The organism is uncultured Tateyamaria sp. (genome assembly GCF_947504105.1).
Classification (GTDB): domain Bacteria; phylum Pseudomonadota; class Alphaproteobacteria; order Rhodobacterales; family Rhodobacteraceae; genus Tateyamaria.
The window spans coordinates 1-15,844 of record NZ_CANNGP010000005.1; the positions used below are offsets into that span (position 1 = coordinate 1).

At 58.1% G+C, this 15,844-nt stretch carries 19 protein-coding genes and 2 tRNA genes; 12 read left to right on the plus strand and 9 right to left on the minus strand.

The window, feature by feature from the left end; all coding sequences use genetic code 11:
• Positions 1-167 precede the first annotated feature (167 nt).
• The gene (locus Q1A75_RS04625) at positions 168-1,097 is read right to left on the minus strand and encodes a hypothetical protein (RefSeq protein ID WP_299551385.1); all 930 of its coding nucleotides are present in this window, start codon (positions 1,095-1,097) and stop codon (positions 168-170) included.
• A 153-nt stretch (positions 1,098-1,250) separates the two neighbouring features.
• Here Q1A75_RS04625 and Q1A75_RS04630 point away from each other — a divergent pair, with 153 nt between their 5' ends.
• From Q1A75_RS04630 to Q1A75_RS04655, 6 genes are read left to right on the plus strand one after another with little or no spacing between them, the layout of a single operon-like run.
• Complete coding sequence (locus Q1A75_RS04630) at positions 1,251-2,063, plus strand: hypothetical protein (RefSeq protein ID WP_299551382.1); 813 nt, start codon at positions 1,251-1,253, stop codon at positions 2,061-2,063.
• Entirely contained in the window at positions 2,060-2,494 is a 435-nt protein-coding gene (locus tag Q1A75_RS04635; protein WP_299551379.1) for a hypothetical protein, read from the plus strand. The genes Q1A75_RS04630 and Q1A75_RS04635 overlap by 4 nt, the downstream gene beginning before the upstream one ends.
• Positions 2,494-3,813 carry a DUF4055 domain-containing protein gene (locus Q1A75_RS04640; protein WP_299551376.1) on the plus strand — a complete coding sequence of 440 codons (1,320 nt, stop codon included), beginning with the start codon at positions 2,494-2,496 and terminating at the stop codon, positions 3,811-3,813. The genes Q1A75_RS04635 and Q1A75_RS04640 overlap by 1 nt, the downstream gene beginning before the upstream one ends.
• Positions 3,810-4,256, plus strand: coding sequence for a hypothetical protein (locus Q1A75_RS04645; RefSeq protein ID WP_299551373.1), 447 nt, complete (start codon positions 3,810-3,812; stop codon positions 4,254-4,256). The genes Q1A75_RS04640 and Q1A75_RS04645 overlap by 4 nt, the downstream gene beginning before the upstream one ends.
• Complete coding sequence (locus Q1A75_RS04650) at positions 4,243-4,464, plus strand: hypothetical protein (RefSeq protein ID WP_299551370.1); 222 nt, start codon at positions 4,243-4,245, stop codon at positions 4,462-4,464. Before Q1A75_RS04645 ends, Q1A75_RS04650 begins: the two co-directional genes overlap by 14 nt.
• The gene (locus Q1A75_RS04655; RefSeq protein WP_299551367.1) at positions 4,454-5,368 is read left to right on the plus strand and encodes a phage minor head protein; all 915 of its coding nucleotides are present in this window, start codon (positions 4,454-4,456) and stop codon (positions 5,366-5,368) included. Before Q1A75_RS04650 ends, Q1A75_RS04655 begins: the two co-directional genes overlap by 11 nt.
• Positions 5,369-5,492: 124 nt before the next feature.
• Here Q1A75_RS04655 and Q1A75_RS04660 read toward each other — a convergent pair.
• Positions 5,493-5,567: transfer RNA gene (locus Q1A75_RS04660), tRNA-Asn, on the minus strand.
• A 70-nt stretch (positions 5,568-5,637) separates the two neighbouring features.
• Complete coding sequence (locus tag Q1A75_RS04665) at positions 5,638-6,558, minus strand: MBL fold metallo-hydrolase (protein ID WP_299551364.1); 921 nt, start codon at positions 6,556-6,558, stop codon at positions 5,638-5,640.
• A 43-nt stretch (positions 6,559-6,601) separates the two neighbouring features.
• Here Q1A75_RS04665 and Q1A75_RS04670 point away from each other — a divergent pair, with 43 nt between their 5' ends.
• A complete protein-coding gene (locus Q1A75_RS04670; protein WP_299551397.1) occupies positions 6,602-7,921 on the plus strand; it encodes an ATP-binding protein in 1,320 nt (439 codons plus the stop codon).
• A 75-nt stretch (positions 7,922-7,996) separates the two neighbouring features.
• Positions 7,997-8,443, plus strand: coding sequence for a DUF4442 domain-containing protein (locus tag Q1A75_RS04675; RefSeq protein ID WP_299551361.1), 447 nt, complete (start codon positions 7,997-7,999; stop codon positions 8,441-8,443).
• Positions 8,444-8,451: 8 nt separating this feature from the next.
• Here the strand turns inward: Q1A75_RS04675 and Q1A75_RS04680 are convergent.
• Both Q1A75_RS04680 and Q1A75_RS04685 read right to left on the minus strand, forming a co-directional pair.
• A tRNA-Ile gene (locus tag Q1A75_RS04680) sits at positions 8,452-8,528 on the minus strand.
• 52 nt (positions 8,529-8,580) lie between these two features.
• A complete protein-coding gene (locus Q1A75_RS04685) occupies positions 8,581-9,672 on the minus strand; it encodes a hypothetical protein (RefSeq protein ID WP_299551358.1) in 1,092 nt (363 codons plus the stop codon).
• A gap of 192 nt (positions 9,673-9,864) precedes the next feature.
• On the opposite strand from Q1A75_RS04685, the gene purM reads away from it, so the two are divergent.
• The 3 genes from purM to rnd all read left to right on the plus strand — a co-directional run bounded on the left by purM (position 9,865) and on the right by rnd (position 12,725).
• Positions 9,865-10,911, plus strand: coding sequence for a phosphoribosylformylglycinamidine cyclo-ligase (gene purM / locus Q1A75_RS04690; RefSeq protein ID WP_299551355.1), 1,047 nt, complete (start codon positions 9,865-9,867; stop codon positions 10,909-10,911).
• A complete protein-coding gene (purN, locus tag Q1A75_RS04695; RefSeq protein WP_299551353.1) occupies positions 10,908-11,498 on the plus strand; it encodes a phosphoribosylglycinamide formyltransferase in 591 nt (196 codons plus the stop codon). Before purM ends, purN begins: the two co-directional genes overlap by 4 nt.
• Positions 11,499-11,564: 66 nt before the next feature.
• A complete protein-coding gene (gene rnd / locus Q1A75_RS04700) occupies positions 11,565-12,725 on the plus strand; it encodes a ribonuclease D (RefSeq protein ID WP_299551350.1) in 1,161 nt (386 codons plus the stop codon).
• Positions 12,726-12,734: 9 nt separating this feature from the next.
• On the opposite strand, the gene Q1A75_RS04705 is transcribed toward rnd, so the two are convergent.
• Positions 12,735-13,268 carry a hypothetical protein gene (locus Q1A75_RS04705; RefSeq protein WP_299551347.1) on the minus strand — a complete coding sequence of 178 codons (534 nt, stop codon included), beginning with the start codon at positions 13,266-13,268 and terminating at the stop codon, positions 12,735-12,737.
• 136 nt (positions 13,269-13,404) lie between these two features.
• Between Q1A75_RS04705 and Q1A75_RS04710 the strand changes: the two genes are divergently transcribed.
• Entirely contained in the window at positions 13,405-13,812 is a 408-nt protein-coding gene (locus tag Q1A75_RS04710) for a SufE family protein (protein ID WP_299551394.1), read from the plus strand.
• 92 nt (positions 13,813-13,904) lie between these two features.
• Here Q1A75_RS04710 and Q1A75_RS04715 read toward each other — a convergent pair whose 3' ends face one another.
• Genes Q1A75_RS04715 through Q1A75_RS04725 form a run of 3 tightly spaced genes read right to left on the minus strand, consistent with a single transcriptional unit; the run spans position 13,905 to position 15,809 of the window.
• Entirely contained in the window at positions 13,905-14,537 is a 633-nt protein-coding gene (locus Q1A75_RS04715) for a DUF1638 domain-containing protein (RefSeq protein WP_299551344.1), read from the minus strand.
• Positions 14,528-15,073 (minus strand): thioredoxin family protein, encoded by a 546-nt coding sequence (locus Q1A75_RS04720; protein ID WP_299551341.1) that lies wholly within the window; start codon positions 15,071-15,073, stop codon positions 14,528-14,530. The genes Q1A75_RS04715 and Q1A75_RS04720 overlap by 10 nt, the downstream gene beginning before the upstream one ends.
• A 34-nt stretch (positions 15,074-15,107) precedes the next feature.
• A complete protein-coding gene (locus Q1A75_RS04725) occupies positions 15,108-15,809 on the minus strand; it encodes a B12-binding domain-containing protein (RefSeq protein WP_299206865.1) in 702 nt (233 codons plus the stop codon).
• Positions 15,810-15,844: the final 35 nt, after the last annotated feature.

A 15,844-nucleotide genomic window follows, 5' to 3' on the forward strand; every position in this document is an offset into this window, starting at 1 on the left:
CCCCTGGCGTTACGCTGCCCAAGCAGCGTAACAGACACCGCCCTGGCCAAACAGGCCGAGTTCAACGGACGGGCACCAGGCATCTAAGCCAAACATAGAAAGACGTTGACGTGTAGAGGGTGTTTCGCGCTTGCTCTAAGCACTCTGTGCGCAGTGTTTCTTTCATATCAGTCCACCGAAGTTGGGATTACCGACCCGAACAATTTCTGCCACTCTAAGCCTGCTGAAACTTCCATGTTATCATATTCGTAGCCACATGCTTTCACGGCACGACGATGAGCCGTTTCCGTTTTGGATTGCCATGCATCGCCCAACTGGATCATCTCAAGAGTATTTGACCCGGGCATCCAAAATGACTGCCCAACTCTTCCGATCATATAGGCTAAGACATCGCGAATAAGCCAATCGAAGTAATATTCATCCTGTCGGGAGTAAGTGCTTTGATCTAGGCACTCTCTAACAAGTTGTTCAATATGGAAGCTTTTGATTGGTACCTCGCATTCCCGCTTCCAACGCTTCAATAGCTTTGTGAGTTTTCTGAGGTTTCCGCCATAGTTGTTATCATTTGCCGACAAGATTTCCATTTCCCCTATCGGAAAAACTTGTTTCCAGCTACCTCCGTTATTCGTGTCACAGGTCAAATAGCCGCCACCTTGAGCATGAAAAGCCGGAACGACTTCTATGGTTACGGAATTGAAAGAAACGACAACAACTTGCCCATCGCCACGCATGTTGGTTTGAGGATAAGAACCCAGAAGTACATTCCTTACAGCCTGTAGCAACTGGCTTTGGACGTTACCCTGACGCAGATTAAAGTCATGAAATACTTCGTTGGGGAGAATGCAAAATTGGTCAATGTCTGTTGGCGGCCTAATCGCGGTTCCTTTGCCCCAAGAACCCACAATTAACTTGTTGGCATCCCCGTCTGAGCTATCCCAATAGTGCCGATTTAGGCTTGCTGCCACCCCTCTCGACTTACCAAAACCGTCGGCGATTTGCGCGTCAGTCAGTGCTAAATTTGATAAAGCCGACCTAAATCTTGGCCGCACGTATCTCCAATGGTTAATCATGTTTGCCTTGGGTTTAAGAAATTTCAACTTAAGTGGGTTCTCACGATATTGTGTTCAAGGGGTGGCGCGACACAACATGTGATGAAATTCGCCAATTGTGGCCACTGCTTTGAAGTGAGCGCAATCGGTTCGGTATTTTCCTTTCACCTGTAGTTCCCGAGGTGAAAGGACCGAACTGCCATGCCCAACTTGCAAACTGCTGAAATGAACCGATTTGGCCGCGATCTGTATCGTCGCGCGCTGGATTTGCGGTTCAAAGCAGAGGACGGCGAAACCGTGCGCGACGATGCGCGACGGCTGAGCGCCGAAGCCGCAGCCGTCAAATCGACCGCTCTGGCCAATCTCACCCCCGTGGCAACGCGGGTGAAGTATCTTCAATCCCACAGTTTCAACAGCACCGGGGCGAATGCCCACAGCTATTTGCAGTCCCTTGGGCCGCATGGCTTCAAGGCTGCGTTGCCCGGGATCGTCGCCAAAGCCAATGCGGGCGATGAAGAGGCATTGGCGTTTGCCGGGGCTGCTATCGGCATTCTCGACAACATGCCGGGGGCGCAACGTCCGCTCACGTCCAAGAAACTGGCCCGCATCATCGACCTACCGGAGTTCGACGCAGACCACCCGAACGCCAGCGAAGCGGTCAACCTGATCACTGCGAGTGAGAAGCTGGCCCGCATTTTGGCCGATGGCCGCACCCCGACAACGCCTGAGAAAATCGCCTTAGGACAGCTCTTGAACGATGTTCGGCCCGCTGAGGCGTTGGCCGATGAAAACGAAGCTCTGTTTGCCCCAGCCGAAGAGGACGAAACCGAAGAGGATACCCCCGATGACGACGCAACTGACACTGCCGAACCCGACCAAGCCAGTGACGACACTGGACCGGATAGCAGCGGGGAAACGCCGGGTGATGACACCGACGGCGGAACCGAAGACGAAGACCCCGACGGAGAAGATTCGGGCGGGGCTGAAAACGCAGAGGAAGGGGTAAGCGCATGAGCATTGCAACACACAACAAGCTGAAATTGGGCTTGGCTAAGGTGCATCGCAACAAGTTGGCCGCGAACGGTGCGACCGCTGAGGCGTTGTCGGACGCGGATTCTCAGATCGAAGATTTGAAAGACACGGCGAAGGCAGAACGCAAGGTTCTGGGCCAGCGCCGCGATGCACAGCTGGCCCGGTTTGGCGTACTCGATGAGCGGTTCCAAACCGATGGTTTCAAGGCAATCGCAGCTGTCGCGTCCGAAGCCGCAGAAACCGTGGGCGAATACGTCCATCGCTCTGCGCAAGACAAGATCAATGCTGGGCTGTCGGCGCATCGCAATGCACCAGCGAAGAGCAAAGAAACTCGCGTCGAATGGGATGGCAGTTTCAACGAGTCCTCAAACCCCATTCAGAATGGTCTCGACGAACTCAGGGAGGACATTTGATGGCCCAGAAATCCAAAGCGGATGTATCGACGCCATCGATTGAATTCCAATCCATGTCGCCCGTGTGGCAGATGATTGCGGACGTTTACGCGGGGTCTGAGGCATTGCGCCAACATGGCTCTGTCTACATCCCACAGCACCACAGCGAGCCGAGCGAAGCTTATGCCGAACGTCTGGACAACTTGGTTGCGTTCAATTTCCTGCGGCAAACCGTCGAAGAACTGACCGGGCGAACATTCAGCCGTGATCCGGTTTTTGATATGTCCGACGATGCCGCGCCGTGGCGTGATGAGTTCTTGCCCGATGTTGACCACCAGAAACACGCCGCACCAACTTTCCTGCGGGATTGGTTCGCTTGCGGGCTGAAATTTGGCTGCGCACACCTGTTGATTGAACCGGGCGTAAACCGCCCCCGGTGGCGCATCATCGACCCGCGCGACCTGTTTTTCGCCGCACTGGATGGCAACGGCGATCTGTCTGAAATCCGCTATCACCGCAGCGTCACCGCAATCGACGGTTTTGAAGAGGTCAAAACGCCTGAGATTGTGCGGATGACGCCTGAGCTGATCGAAGTCTATCGGGAAGACAAAGAATGGGCGGTGCATTCGACCGAGGCAAACACCCTTGGGCGGATTCCGCTGGTCCCGTTCTTCATCGAACGCGAAGGCATCTTGGCTTGTGAACCACCCTTGCGCGATCTGGCAGAGCTCCAAATCTCGCACGCCCGCAAGCGCTCTGATTTGGACACAACCCTGCGTGTCGCCAGCTTTCCAATGCTGGCGGTCCAAGGGGGCAGCTATGACGAAAGCCAACTGATCGTCGGGCCACACGCCTTGATCGAGCTTGACCCGGATTCCACGGCTTTCTATGTCGAACACACGGGCACAGCCGTCCAAATTCTCATGAATGATTTGAAGGCATTGGAAGAGCGGGCCGCGACGTTTGGCGCTCAGATCACCAAGAAACGCCCAAGCGTGGAAACCGCAACTGGAGCCGTCGTGAATGCCAATTCCGCACTGGCCCCGCTTCAGGGTTATGCGCTGGCTTTCATCGAAGCTGTCAATGAGGCGTTGGCCCTGACGCAAGAGATTTGGGGGCAGAGCACGCGCCCAGCGTTTTCCATGTCCATCGACTTTCTAGCACCGGACTCGGATGCGCAATCCATCATTCGCTTGCGCGAACTGGGGGACATCAGCCGCATTGACGCGCTGTCCGAGTTGAAGCGCCGGGGTGCATTGTCATCGGCATTCGACATCGAAGTGAACGAAGAACGGTTGGAGTCCGAAGGCCCAATCGCAGCCAATGGAGATTTCGCATGAATTTTGAAACCAGCGCTCGCGTTTCTGCCGATCAAGCGATGGATGCTTGGAAGGTTCTTGAATCCCTGTACCAAGGAGGCATCACGAACGGCGATGATATGTTTGTAAAAGTTGCTTCCTTCCTGAAATCGGTTGGCGAAGAAGGCAAAGCAAACTCGGAGCGGGCCAAATCTGAAATTGTATATCAAGAGCTGAAAGATGTTGAGCAAGCTGCGCAAGGCAATCCTTTGATTTGGCCCTTGCTGGTACAGGCCAGAGCTGAGGCCAAGCGGGCCGTGATTCTGGCGGATGCAGCAAGTGTTTACGCAAGTCAGTCCAAAGAGTCCGACGAACCCGCGCTCTATGATCCACACCCTTGGGCGTATTTGGCCGAAATGTCGGCTGTGTTGTGCCGGGATTGCTTGGACCAAGCGTTGGAAGTTCTGCGCGATGGCAAAGCCTAAATCGGTCCACCCGGGGCTGTACAAGAAAAACGACGATTACCTTTTTTGCATGGGCTTGGCCAAGACCGCCGAAGGCGATGCGCAGATGGCCAAGGCTCTGGGCTATTCAGATCAGATCGTGAGCATCTTTATGGCGCGGGCGCAGCAATGGCGAGACGCCGCGAAACGGCATGGTGAAGCATGGTTGGAGCAACGCTATGGACAATGATGAAACGCTGGACGCCTTCGTGCGGCGTGCCGTGCGGATGCGGGCTGTGTCTGCAAGAACTGCCCGTGAGCTGAACAAGATCATTTCTCAGGCTGACGAAGACACCGTGGCTACGCTGGCCAAGCGGTTGCGCGGTGTGCGCAGTCTTGAATCGACAATCGAAGCTGTGGACGAAATCCGTCGGGATGCGCATGAACGACTTAGCGGCAAAATGGTCGATGACCTGAAACCGATGATCAAGAGCGAAGCTGAGTTTGTGTCTAGCTTTGGTCGCGCCCGAAAATTTGGCCGCGCTACCTTGGCCGGGATCGTCTCAAACGTGCTGACGCGGCCCGCTTACGGCCTGTCGGTCGATGGACACCTAGACGCGCTGCAAATGTCCGACACGTCCCGCACCGCGCGTCTGGTGCGATCTGCGGTCACGGCTGGGCAAGGCGTGGGGCAGGTTATCGGCGGGCTACGCCAGACGGTATTCCCCCGAACCGCCAATTTCATTCTGGGCACAGCGCGAACGCTCTACGCCCATGCGCAGGCAACGGTTCTCGACGATGTGGCCAGCACGGATTTGGAGAACTTGCGCGGGCTGCGTTGGACATCGGTTCTCGATGGCAAGACATCCGCGATTTGTCGCGCCCGGTCTGGCGAGGTCTATCAACCCTTCGAAGGGCCACGACCCCCGGCTCATTTCAATTGCCGTTCTGTCATGGTGCCAGTGTTTGTCGGAGGTGGGGGTGCGCTAGAGCCGACCTATGAGCAATGGTTGCGACGCCAACCGCGTGGTTTTGTCGAAGAGGTCATGGGCAAGCGCAAGGCTGACATCTTCCTATCGGGGGACATGAGCCTTGATCGATTCGTGGATTCCACAGGCCGAGAGCTGCGGATTGATGAGCTTTCGGACGCTTGAAGCCAGCCTAGTCGAAAAAAGTGGGGATAGATTGCCCTGAAACGATGGCGTACCTAGGTACAGAAAATAAGCGCCGCAGTCATTTGGTGAAATGACGCAATGCGCTGATTTTACTGAGATATTTTGGCTCCGGCGGTAGGGATCGAACCTACGACCAATTGATTAACAGTCAACTGCTCTACCGCTGAGCTACGCCGGAACGGTTCGCGCCGTATAGCAAGGCCGATTCAGGTCGTCCAGAGGGTTTTGCAGGCCCGTGAACAAAAAAATCAAACTCCACCAATGCGTGCAAAACGGGCGTCATGTGCCAATGGATCGCTGGCTTCGATCTCTGATCGACCCATCAGGTCGATCAGATGAGCCAATACGTTGCGCGTGGCAACAGGCAAGAGAGCCTTGGGCGTATCCACATAGACAAGTTGGGCGATCTGCACTGCGGTGGCGGGCCCTTTGTCAAGCGTCGCAAGAATGGCGGCTTCCCGGGTGCGACGATGTGCGATCAACCACTCCAGCCGTGCGGTCGGGTCGATCACTGGGCCTCCATGCCCGGGATAGAAAACGCGCCAACGCCTCCTGCGCAGCTTTTCGCAGGAGGCCATGAAATCTGTCAGATCGCCGTCAGGTGGAGACACCAGTGAACTGGCCCATCCCATGACGTGATCCGCCGTCAGGCAAGCGTCGCCAAACCCAAGGCAGATATGATTGCCGAGATGCCCCGGTGTGTGAATGACGTCGAGGCGCCAATCCGGGCCGTTGATCACATCCCCGTCGCGTAGTCGGGTGTCGGGCGCAAAGGAGATATCGACACCCTCTCCTCCACCCACAAGCCCGTTGTCCACTAGGCTTTGCATGATGCTGCTTCGTCCATCCGTTGCTGTTCCAAACGCGAGAACGGGTGCGCCTGTGGCCTTGGAAAGGGGGGCAGCCAAAGGAGAATGATCCAGATGTGCATGTGTCACGATGATATGCGATACAAATTGTTCTGAACCGATTGCTCCCATGACCGCGTCAAGGTGCGCCGCGCTGTCTGGGCCCGGGTCGATCACTGCCAGAGCGGTTGTGCCCACAAGGTATGTATTGGTGCCTCGATAGGTCATTGGAGATGGATTCGGTGCCACGATGCGGCGCAGTCCGGGTTCCAGCACCTCGGAGATACCTATGGGTGGATCAAAATCGTCTGGCGGCAGCATGGTGGTCTTTCGTCCGGGATCGCGGCTCGATAGGGTTTACGCCATGTCCTTTGCCTGGCTCAAACATTATATGCCCCGTGGCATCTACGCGCGCGCCGCGCTGATCCTTCTGCTGCCGGTCGTTGTGGTGCAGCTTGTCGTGTCTGTCCTTTTCGCCCAGCGCCATTTCGAAGGTGTGACGGTTCAGATGGCTGACACGGTCGAGCGCGAGATAAACCTGGTATTGAACGTTTTGTCCGATCTGCCACCTGATGCCGATGTGACGCAGGCCGTGCTCGATGCAACCGGTCCGCTGGCCATGATTGTGCAGCGTATTCCGGAGGAGGCGCTGGATGCACCCAATCAACGCGATTGGGATGACTTTTCCGGGCGTGTTGTGATCCGACGTCTGGGGGAGACAATCCCTGCGATCCGTTCCTTCGATCTGTCCGGGAGCGGTTTGGTGCAGGTTGCAGTCGAAAGCGGAACCGGGCCGGTTTCCATCACCTTTGACAGACGCCGCGTTTCGGCCCGGAACCCGCACCAATTGCTGGTTTACATGGTCGTCTTCTCGGTCCTGACGACCTTTGTGTCGTTTATCTATCTGCGCAACCAGCTGCGCCCGATCCGAAGGCTTGCAAGGGCCGCCGAAGCTTTTGGGCGGGGACGTCATCTGGCCTATGTACCGGCGGGTGCCACTGAGTTGCGGGCAGCGGGTACTGCTTTTGTCGATATGCGCAACAGGATCGAAAGGCAGATGGAGACACGGACACTCATGTTGTCAGGCGTCAGCCATGATCTGCGCACGCCTCTCACGCGGATGCGTTTGGCCCTTTCGATGGTGGATGACGACAACCGCGAAGCGCTGGAAGCAGATGTCGACGACATGCAGAACATGATCGACGCGTTTCTTGACTTCGCGAAGGGCGACGGGGAAAGCGAGCCGAAGGCGGTCGATCCGATTGCACTGGCCCAAACACTTGTCGAAGATGCGCAGCGGGGTGATCAACCGGTGACGTTGCACGAGGTGAATGGGCAGGGCACGGTCATGCTGCGCCCGATAGCGATGCGCCGCGCGCTTGGTAACCTGATCAGCAACGCGGTGCGCTACGGCAGGCGCGCCGAGGTCAGCGTGGCACTTACCGAGAAGTCGCTGCGCTTCCGGGTCGAAGATGATGGTCCGGGCATTCCAGAAGACCGCCGCGCTGATGCGCAGCGCCCCTTTACCCGTCTTGATCCGTCCCGAAATCAGGACAAAGGCGGTAGTGTCGGGCTGGGATTGGCCATCGCCACCGACATTGCGCGCGCCCATGGTGGCGTGCTGCGCCTCGGCGAAAGCGAGCGGCTCGGTGGTCTGCGTGCCGATATCGTCATCGCCCGGTGACGTGCCGCAGCGGCACGCTTGCCGCGCAGGACGGATCGGTTTTACTGGCGACACAGCACAGCAGGAGCGCCCGAAATGACACCGTATGACATGATCCGCGACCAACTCGGCAAGGCGGTGCCCTTTGCCAACCACGTGGGTGTCGACCTGATCGAGGTGGGCGACGGCATCGGTATGGCGGCGCTCGAACAGCGGCCCGAGACGTCGAACCATATCCAGACCCAGCATGCCGGCGCCATGTTCACATTGGGTGAGGCTGCATCTGGGGCCGCCCTCGCCGGGGCCTTTGGCCCGATGATCTTTCAGGCGCGGCCCGTCGCCTCGGGTGCCAGCATCTCTTACGTCAAGATCGCGAAGGGTCGGCTCGAAGCGCATGCCAAAACCGAACGTCCGGGCCCCGAACTGGTCAAGGAATTGCAAGACGTGGGCAAGACGGCCTTCGACATCAGTGTGGATATCCGCGACCGCGACGGTGATACGGTTGTCACTATGACGGTCGGCTGGCATGTCCGCAAAGCATGAAGGGCGGTTGGTAGGCCCGGCAGGACTTGAACCCGCAACCAAAGCGTTATGAGCGCTCTGCTCTAACCAATTGAGCTACAGGCCCGCCTGATCCCGGGGATAGCATCGCCACCCCGGGTGTCAAGACAGGCGACGGCTTAGAACCGGTAGCGTGCACCGATAAAGACAGCGTCGATATCCCGAAAGGATTCGGTCGGCGTTTCCGCGCTGAATGTGCGGAAGCCGCCGTAGACCTCGGTGTTCAGTCGATCGATCTTTTGCACCGCGAAAATACTGTAGCTTTCAGAGTCGCTGCCGTTCACCGCCTGATCGCTGCCATCATAGAAATCGACAGCGAATGACGTGCTGCCCCACGGCAGAAGATCCTGCTTCTGATACCCCAGTTTCACATAATTAAAGCCGGGGTCTTCACGACCGGCTGTATCCAGGTCGTCGGTCCCGGATGCAAAGGTGACATTCAGGCCAGTAGGGTCGTGAAAGGCCGAAACTGAGCCCGCAAACCGATCCACCTCGTCAATCTGGGCATAGGCGATACCGCCACGCACACGCACATCGCCAAACGTTCGTGTGTACCGGATGGCAATGTCGTTATTGCTGTCTTCGCCGAAGGAAACGGATGCAACAAAACCACCGCCGAACGTGGGCGTGTCGTAGCGGAAACGTTCGACCCTGCTGATACCGTCGAAGTTGGAGAAGAAATTGCTGACAGTGTTGCCGCTAAAACCACCCGTAGCCGTGCGGAATATCTGGCCACCCGCAATCAGGCCTACGTCGGAATAGTTGCCAAGGGCTGTTCCCGACAGGTCAATCTCTGAAATCCCGTTCGAGGCAGCGTCGCCTTGTCCATAGGCGAAGTTACCGTAGGGCGTGTTCGCAAACAGCTCGAACTTGCGTTCGTTGGAAACGGATGAGCTGATGTCCGAATTCAATTGGCTGACGGAATTTGATGAGGAGAACTCGAACTCGTACTCTACCAGGGCACCGAAGATATAGTTTCCGAAGCTGTAAGCTGCCCGCGCGGTCAACCGTGTCGATGAGTTGTCGTTGTCCACGAAGAATTCATTGCTCTCCACTCCGTCATCCGTGAACAGGAAGGCGCGGTTGATCTGACCACCCAAGGTAAAAGAAAAGCCGCCATCCTGAATATCGACAATCTCGGCCTGGGCAGCGGGTACGGACAGCGAAATCGCCGTCAGGGATGATCCAATGAGCAGGCGGTGAAACGTCATGGCGATGTCCTTTGAGTGGTTGGTGCAAGAACTGTGTCACGTTCTCGCAGCCTCGAATATGAGGTGTCACGAGAGGGTGACGCGCCGTGAGGGGCGCGTGAAACGCGGCGCAGCGGCGCAGAACTGCATTTCCTTTTGCAACGCCACCTGTCTTCACGTTAAGGGGCAGGCGAGCCCCCGGGGAGATTGAGAATGAACAGTAACAAGAACGGACTGACCTATGCGCAGGCCGGTGTCGATATCGACGCAGGCAACGCTCTGGTCGAGCGGATCAAACCGGCTGCCGCAGCCACGAAACGGGCAGGGGTTGCATCCGGGCTGGGTGGCTTCGGGGGATTGTTCGATCTGAAAGCTGCCGGTTTTGTCGATCCGGTGCTGGTGGCCGCCACGGATGGTGTCGGGACCAAGCTGCGGATCGCTATCGATACCGGAAACGTGGACGGCGTGGGTGTCGATCTGGTGGCAATGTGCGTCAATGATCTGGTCTGCCAGGGCGCGGAACCGCTGTTCTTTCTAGATTACTTCGCCACGGGCAAACTGGAACTCGATCAGGCAGCGCGGATCATCGAAGGGATCGCGCGCGGCTGCGAAGCCTCCGGTTGTGCTTTGATCGGTGGTGAGACCGCAGAGATGCCGGGAATGTATCCTGCGGGTGACTTTGATCTTGCCGGTTTCTCGGTCGGCGCGATGGAGCGGGGCGCGGCCCTGCCAGCGGGCGTGGTTGAGGGCGATGTGCTTTTGGGATTGGCCTCAGACGGTGTGCATTCCAACGGGTACTCCCTGGTCCGCAAGATCGTCGAAACCTCTCGGCTTGGCTGGGACGATGCTTGCCCATGGGGCGAGGGACGCCTTGGCGCGACCCTGCTGACGCCCACGCGCCTTTACGTCAAGGCGGCGCTGGCTGCGATCAAGGCAGGCGGCGTGCACGGCTTTGCCCACATCACCGGCGGTGGTCTGACCGAAAACCTGCCGCGTGTGCTGCCCGAGGGGATGGCTGTGCATGTGGATTTGGACAAATGGGAATTGCCATCGGTCTTCCAATGGCTTGCGGCGCAAGGCGGCATGGATCAAGCCGAAATGCTCAAGACCTTCAACGCCGGTATCGGGATGGTTGTGGTTGTGGACCCGGCCTCTGAAGCCGATGTGACAGCCGCACTCGAAGCCGAAGGGCAGGTCGTCACCCGGATCGGCGCGGTCGAAGCAGGGCAGGGCGTGCGCTACTCCGGGGCGCTTCTTTGAACAAACGTGTCGGGATCTTTGTCTCGGGTGGCGGATCAAACATGCGTGCGCTGGTAGAGGACATGGATGCGTCGCACCCCGCCACGCCGATCGTCGTTGTTTCGAACAAGGCCGATGCTGGTGGCATCGCGTGGGCGAAAGACGCCGGGCTTGCCACCGTGGTGGTCGATCACCGGCCTTTCGGAAAGGATCGTGCCGGGTTTGAGGTGGCGATCTCGGAAGCCCTTGATCCCTTTGAGTTGGACCTGATTTGCCTGGCCGGGTTCATGCGCGTCCTCACGGCAGGCTTCGTGACGCCATGGCGCGGGCGCATGCTGAACATTCATCCCTCGCTTTTGCCCAAGTACCGTGGTTTGCACACCCATGCCCGAGCGCTTGAGGCAGGCGATACCGAGCACGGCTGCACCGTGCATCTGGTCACGCCCGAACTGGATGACGGCCCGATCCTCGGGCAGGCCCGCGTGCCTGTCCGTGTGGGCGATACGCCCGACGATCTGGCCGCTCGGGTGCTGCAGCAAGAGCACATTTTATATCCGGCCGTGCTGCGCCGATTTGCGTCCGGGAACATGACACCGCTCCTGCTCTAGCCAGCGTGGGCGCGTTGGTGTAGGACCGGACAACCGGACGGTGAAAAGCAACAAAAAGAACCGCACATGAGAACTATCACAACCACGGACGCGTTGGCTGAATTCTGTACCGAGGCCCGCGCGCACCCGTATGTGACCGTCGATACAGAATTCCTGCGCGAACGGACTTACTATTCCAAACTCTGCCTTGTGCAGTTGGCGATGCCGGGCGACGATGACAGCAATGCCGTGTTGGTCGATCCACTGGCTGACGGCTTGTCGCTGGAACCGCTTTACGAGCTGTTTCGTGACACCGCCGTGGTCAAGGTATTCCACGCCGCGCGACAGGACCTCGAGATTTTCTATGTCGATGCGCAAGTCTTTCCTGAGCCGCTGTTCGACACGCAGGTGGCCGCAATGGTCTGCGGCTTTGGCGAACAGGTGGGATACGAGACGCTGGTGCGCAAGATCGCTAAGCAGTCACTCGACAAGACCTCGCGCTTTACCGATTGGTCGCGGCGACCCCTGACGGACGCACAGAAAACCTACGCGATTGCCGATGTCACGCACCTGCGTCAAATCTACGAATTCCTTGCGGCCAAGCTGGCTGAAAGCGGGCGCGCGCGCTGGGTATCGGAAGAGCTGCAAACGCTGCTGAGCGCTGACACTTACATTGTCAAACCCGAGGATGCCTGGAAGCGTGTCAAGACACGCACGCATTCGGCCCGCTTCTTGGCGTTGGTAAGAGAACTGGCCGCCTTCCGCGAAACACATGCACAAGCCCGCAACATCCCCCGCAACCGTGTGTTCAAGGATGACGCGCTGGTCGAGCTGGCCAGCAACAAGCCGAAATCCTTTGAAGATCTGAGCCGCTCGCGGCTTTTGCTGCGCGAGGCGCGAAAGGGCGATATAGCGGATGGAATCCTGGCTGCGGTCAAACGCGGGGTCGATATGGACCCCGATACCATGCCGCGCCCGGACCGATCGCGTGAAAAGCTTCAGGTGAACCCGGCCCTTGCCGATCTGCTGCGCGTGCTTCTCAAGGCCAAGACTGAAAGCGCGGGTGTCGCGGCGAAGCTGATTGCGTCGGCTGCGGATCTGGATGCGCTGGCGGCCGGCATGCGGGACGTGCCTGCGCTTCAGGGTTGGCGGTCAGAGGTGTTTGGGACAGACGCACTGCGTTTGTGTGACGGGCGCGTGGCCCTTACGGCCAAGGGGGCCGATGTTCAGATCATCCCGCTGGATTGATACAGGAGGTCAGCGACGCGTGGTTGACTGCGCGTTCCGCAGTCCCTCGACTCGGATCACGCTGATCTCGGACAATTCCTGATCGGTGAGACGGCGTGCGGCTGTGACCGTGCGTACCCGCTGGCTGAGCGTGCGTGTGGGGCGGTCGGAGTGAATGCCCCGCAACTGATAGGTCAGCACACCGTCAACGGGCAGGTTTTCGTCGCTATCGGTGGTCAACCGCACGTCATACACGCGGTCCTCGCCCGCGATACCGGTGGCCTGTACGATGGCGCCTCCGGGGACCGGTTCAATCACCAGATCAGTGACCTGATCAATAGGGGTGCCGACATAGAGTTCCGTCTGGTCGCGCAGACTGGAAAACAGGCCCGCCCGTCGCGTTTCCGGGATCAGCGGGTTGGTCGCAGCCCTTGGGTCGGGCTGAACTGGTCCGGACCGGCTGTTGCCAAACCAGTTGATCGGGTTCACCCGGCTGTCACGCACAGCGGCGCAGGCCGACAGGGTCAACGTGGCAACCAGAAGGGTAGGTAAGATCAGGCGCATTGTCCGCTCGCATATTTGCTTTTGGCACATGTGGTACCGGATGCAGCCGCTGTTGAAAAGCATCCATTGCTGCTCTGGACCTTTGCGGCTGCTGCGCCTAGGTCACAAAGGCACAGGCATGATGTGGGGACACCGGATGGCAACGGCCAGCTTTGAAGAGATCGTGGAAGATTTTGAGTTTCTCGAAGATTGGGAAGACCGTTATCGCTATGTGATCGAGCAGGGCAAGGCGATGGACCCGCTGCCCGCTGCGCTCAGGGTGCCTGCAACCAAGGTTGACGGCTGTGCCAGCCAGGTCTGGCTGCATCCGCAGATCGAAAACGGGATATTCCGATTTGACGGCGAAAGCGATGCAATGATCGTGAAGGGGCTGATTGCAGTGCTGCGCAGGCTATACAATGGCTTGCCGGTGGCCGAGGTACGTGCCGTGGATGCGCGGGCTGAAATGGCGCGGCTGGGGCTGAACGACCACCTGTCGGCGCAACGGTCAAATGGGCTTCGGGCCATGATCGAGCGGATCCAGTTGGTGGCTGCAGCTGCGTGATCCCAAGGCCGCCAGAGGCGACACCATGATTCAGGGGGCTCTGCCCCCGCCTGCGGCGCCCCCGTCGTATTTACGTTCAGAAGAAGGTGCTGTTAGAGTCGCGTCAGAGTGGTTTGCAGGTCACCATAGCCTGTAAAGCGACGTTCAAAGGCCAGTCCCAGTGTGTGCGCCGCGGCGCGCGCCTTCTCGGTAAGGCTCGGATCATTGGTCTGGGCCTGGTAAACGAGCTTTTCATAATTGCCGAAATACATGTCTCGCAGTTCGGGATGGCGGTCGAGCCCCATGGGTTTGATTACGAAGGCTTCGAACTGGCGGACGAGGAAATCAGTTAGGTAGAAGGTGGTGATTTCACTTTCACTTTGCGCTGCAAATCTTTCATTTCCCTCGAAAAAACTGTAGCAGTGTGGGCCCGAGATCATCTCTACACCCATCTCGGCACAGGCGGCTTGCAGCAGGCCGCCCGTCCCGCAATCCGCATAGACCACAAAGATGGTTTCATAAGCGTCACGGTGCTTGGTGACCGCGTCACGCACGGCCTCGGTGATCTTGTTAGGGAACAAGTGGTACTTGGCGGGCAGGCAGGTCAGATCCATGTGATCCCAGCCGTTTGTGCGTTTGAGATCCAGTATCTCGCGAGCGAGCGCACCGCAGGCAATCAGCAAGATACGTCCCGCGCCCGTGGCGGGCAGGCCAGAGTCAGTCAATTGGGCGTCTGTCAGCGCCATTTGATCGAACACCCCATGCTGGGCGTCTGGTCTTGGGGACCGTGTCCGGTTTCGGCCACCTGCTGCATGGCGTTTAGCAACTCGGGCACGCGATCTTTGGCGTCACCCATACCTGTGTCGTCTAGCCGCCCTCGGTATTGCAACTGTCCATCGCGGTTGAAGCCGAAGAAATCGGGTGTGCAGACAGCGCCATAGGCGCGCGCAACGGACTGATCCGCGTCGATGAGATAGGGAAAGTCAAACCTGTGTTTTTTCGCGAAACCGGGCATTTTGTCCGGGGCATCAGCGGGGTAGGCGGCATAGTCATTGGCGTTGATGGCAACCACGCCGATACCCAGTGTTTTCAGGGCCTTCGCATCCGCCGCCAGTCGGTCCGCAATCGCGATGACATAGGGGCAATGATTGCAGATGAACGCCACAAGCATGCCGTTCTGACCCATGTGGTCTGACAGGTTATGCACGGCGCCATGCGCGTCCGTGAGGCTGAACTGTGGCGCTGGCGCGCCAAAGTCGCAGATCGGTGTATCAAGCAGCATGTCGTTCTCCGGTTGGGCCGGGGCGACAGGACAGTTAGCCTGCCGCCATCTGGTTGTGCTTGCGGGCCACGAATTCCTTGGCCGTTTCGACTGCCACGGCCGCGTCGCGGCAATAGGCGTCGGCGCCGATGGCCTTGCCGAACTCTTCATTCAGGGGCGCGCCACCGACCAGAACGATATAGTCATCCCGAATGCCCTGTTCGACCATCGTGTCTATCACGACCTTCATATAAGGCATTGTTGTGGTCAGCAGCGCCGACATGCCCAAAATGTCCGGGCCTTCCTGTTCAATGGCTTCCAGGTAGTTTTCGACCGGGTTGTTGATGCCAAGATCGACCACTTCGAAGCCTGCGCCTTCCATCATCATCGACACGAGGTTCTTGCCAATATCATGGATGTCACCCTTGACGGTGCCAATGACCATCTTGCCCACGCGTGGTGCACCGGTTTCAGCCAGCAAAGGCTTTAGAATGAACATGCCGCCCTTCATCGCGTTTGCAGCCAGCAGCACTTCGGGCACGAACAGAATGCCGTCGCGGAAATCATGTCCCACAATCGTCATACCCCCGACCAGAGCCTTGGTCAGGATGTCGTAAGGCACCCAGCCGCGCTCGAGCAGGATGTTGACCGCTTCCTCGATCTCTTCCTTGAGACCATCATAGAGGTCGTCAAACATCTGTTGGACAAGCTCTTCGTCATCAAGTTCGGACAGGATGATTTCGTCTTCATCTGACATTGGCAATCCTCTTGCATGGGTGCCGGACCCGGTGC

Coding starts and splice junctions, on each gene's coding strand:
- Q1A75_RS04670 (WP_299551397.1), top strand. CDS start 6,602: ATGTCCTTTGCCTGGCTCAAACATTATATGCCCCGTGGCATCTACGCG.
- Q1A75_RS04645 (WP_299551373.1), top strand. CDS start 3,810: ATGAATTTTGAAACCAGCGCTCGCGTTTCTGCCGATCAAGCGATGGAT.
- Q1A75_RS04715 (WP_299551344.1), bottom strand. CDS start 14,537: ATGGCGCTGACAGACGCCCAATTGACTGACTCTGGCCTGCCCGCCACG.
- Q1A75_RS04665 (WP_299551364.1), bottom strand. CDS start 6,558: ATGCTGCCGCCAGACGATTTTGATCCACCCATAGGTATCTCCGAGGTG.
- Q1A75_RS04725 (WP_299206865.1), bottom strand. CDS start 15,809: ATGTCAGATGAAGACGAAATCATCCTGTCCGAACTTGATGACGAAGAG.
- Q1A75_RS04685 (WP_299551358.1), bottom strand. CDS start 9,672: ATGACGTTTCACCGCCTGCTCATTGGATCATCCCTGACGGCGATTTCG.
- Q1A75_RS04640 (WP_299551376.1), top strand. CDS start 2,494: ATGGCCCAGAAATCCAAAGCGGATGTATCGACGCCATCGATTGAATTC.
- Q1A75_RS04635 (WP_299551379.1), top strand. CDS start 2,060: ATGAGCATTGCAACACACAACAAGCTGAAATTGGGCTTGGCTAAGGTG.
- Q1A75_RS04650 (WP_299551370.1), top strand. CDS start 4,243: ATGGCAAAGCCTAAATCGGTCCACCCGGGGCTGTACAAGAAAAACGAC.
- purM (WP_299551355.1), top strand. CDS start 9,865: ATGAACAGTAACAAGAACGGACTGACCTATGCGCAGGCCGGTGTCGAT.
- Q1A75_RS04630 (WP_299551382.1), top strand. CDS start 1,251: ATGCCCAACTTGCAAACTGCTGAAATGAACCGATTTGGCCGCGATCTG.
- Q1A75_RS04710 (WP_299551394.1), top strand. CDS start 13,405: ATGGCAACGGCCAGCTTTGAAGAGATCGTGGAAGATTTTGAGTTTCTC.
- Q1A75_RS04675 (WP_299551361.1), top strand. CDS start 7,997: ATGACACCGTATGACATGATCCGCGACCAACTCGGCAAGGCGGTGCCC.
- Q1A75_RS04655 (WP_299551367.1), top strand. CDS start 4,454: ATGGACAATGATGAAACGCTGGACGCCTTCGTGCGGCGTGCCGTGCGG.
- Q1A75_RS04720 (WP_299551341.1), bottom strand. CDS start 15,073: ATGCTGCTTGATACACCGATCTGCGACTTTGGCGCGCCAGCGCCACAG.
- rnd (WP_299551350.1), top strand. CDS start 11,565: ATGAGAACTATCACAACCACGGACGCGTTGGCTGAATTCTGTACCGAG.
- Q1A75_RS04705 (WP_299551347.1), bottom strand. CDS start 13,268: ATGCGCCTGATCTTACCTACCCTTCTGGTTGCCACGTTGACCCTGTCG.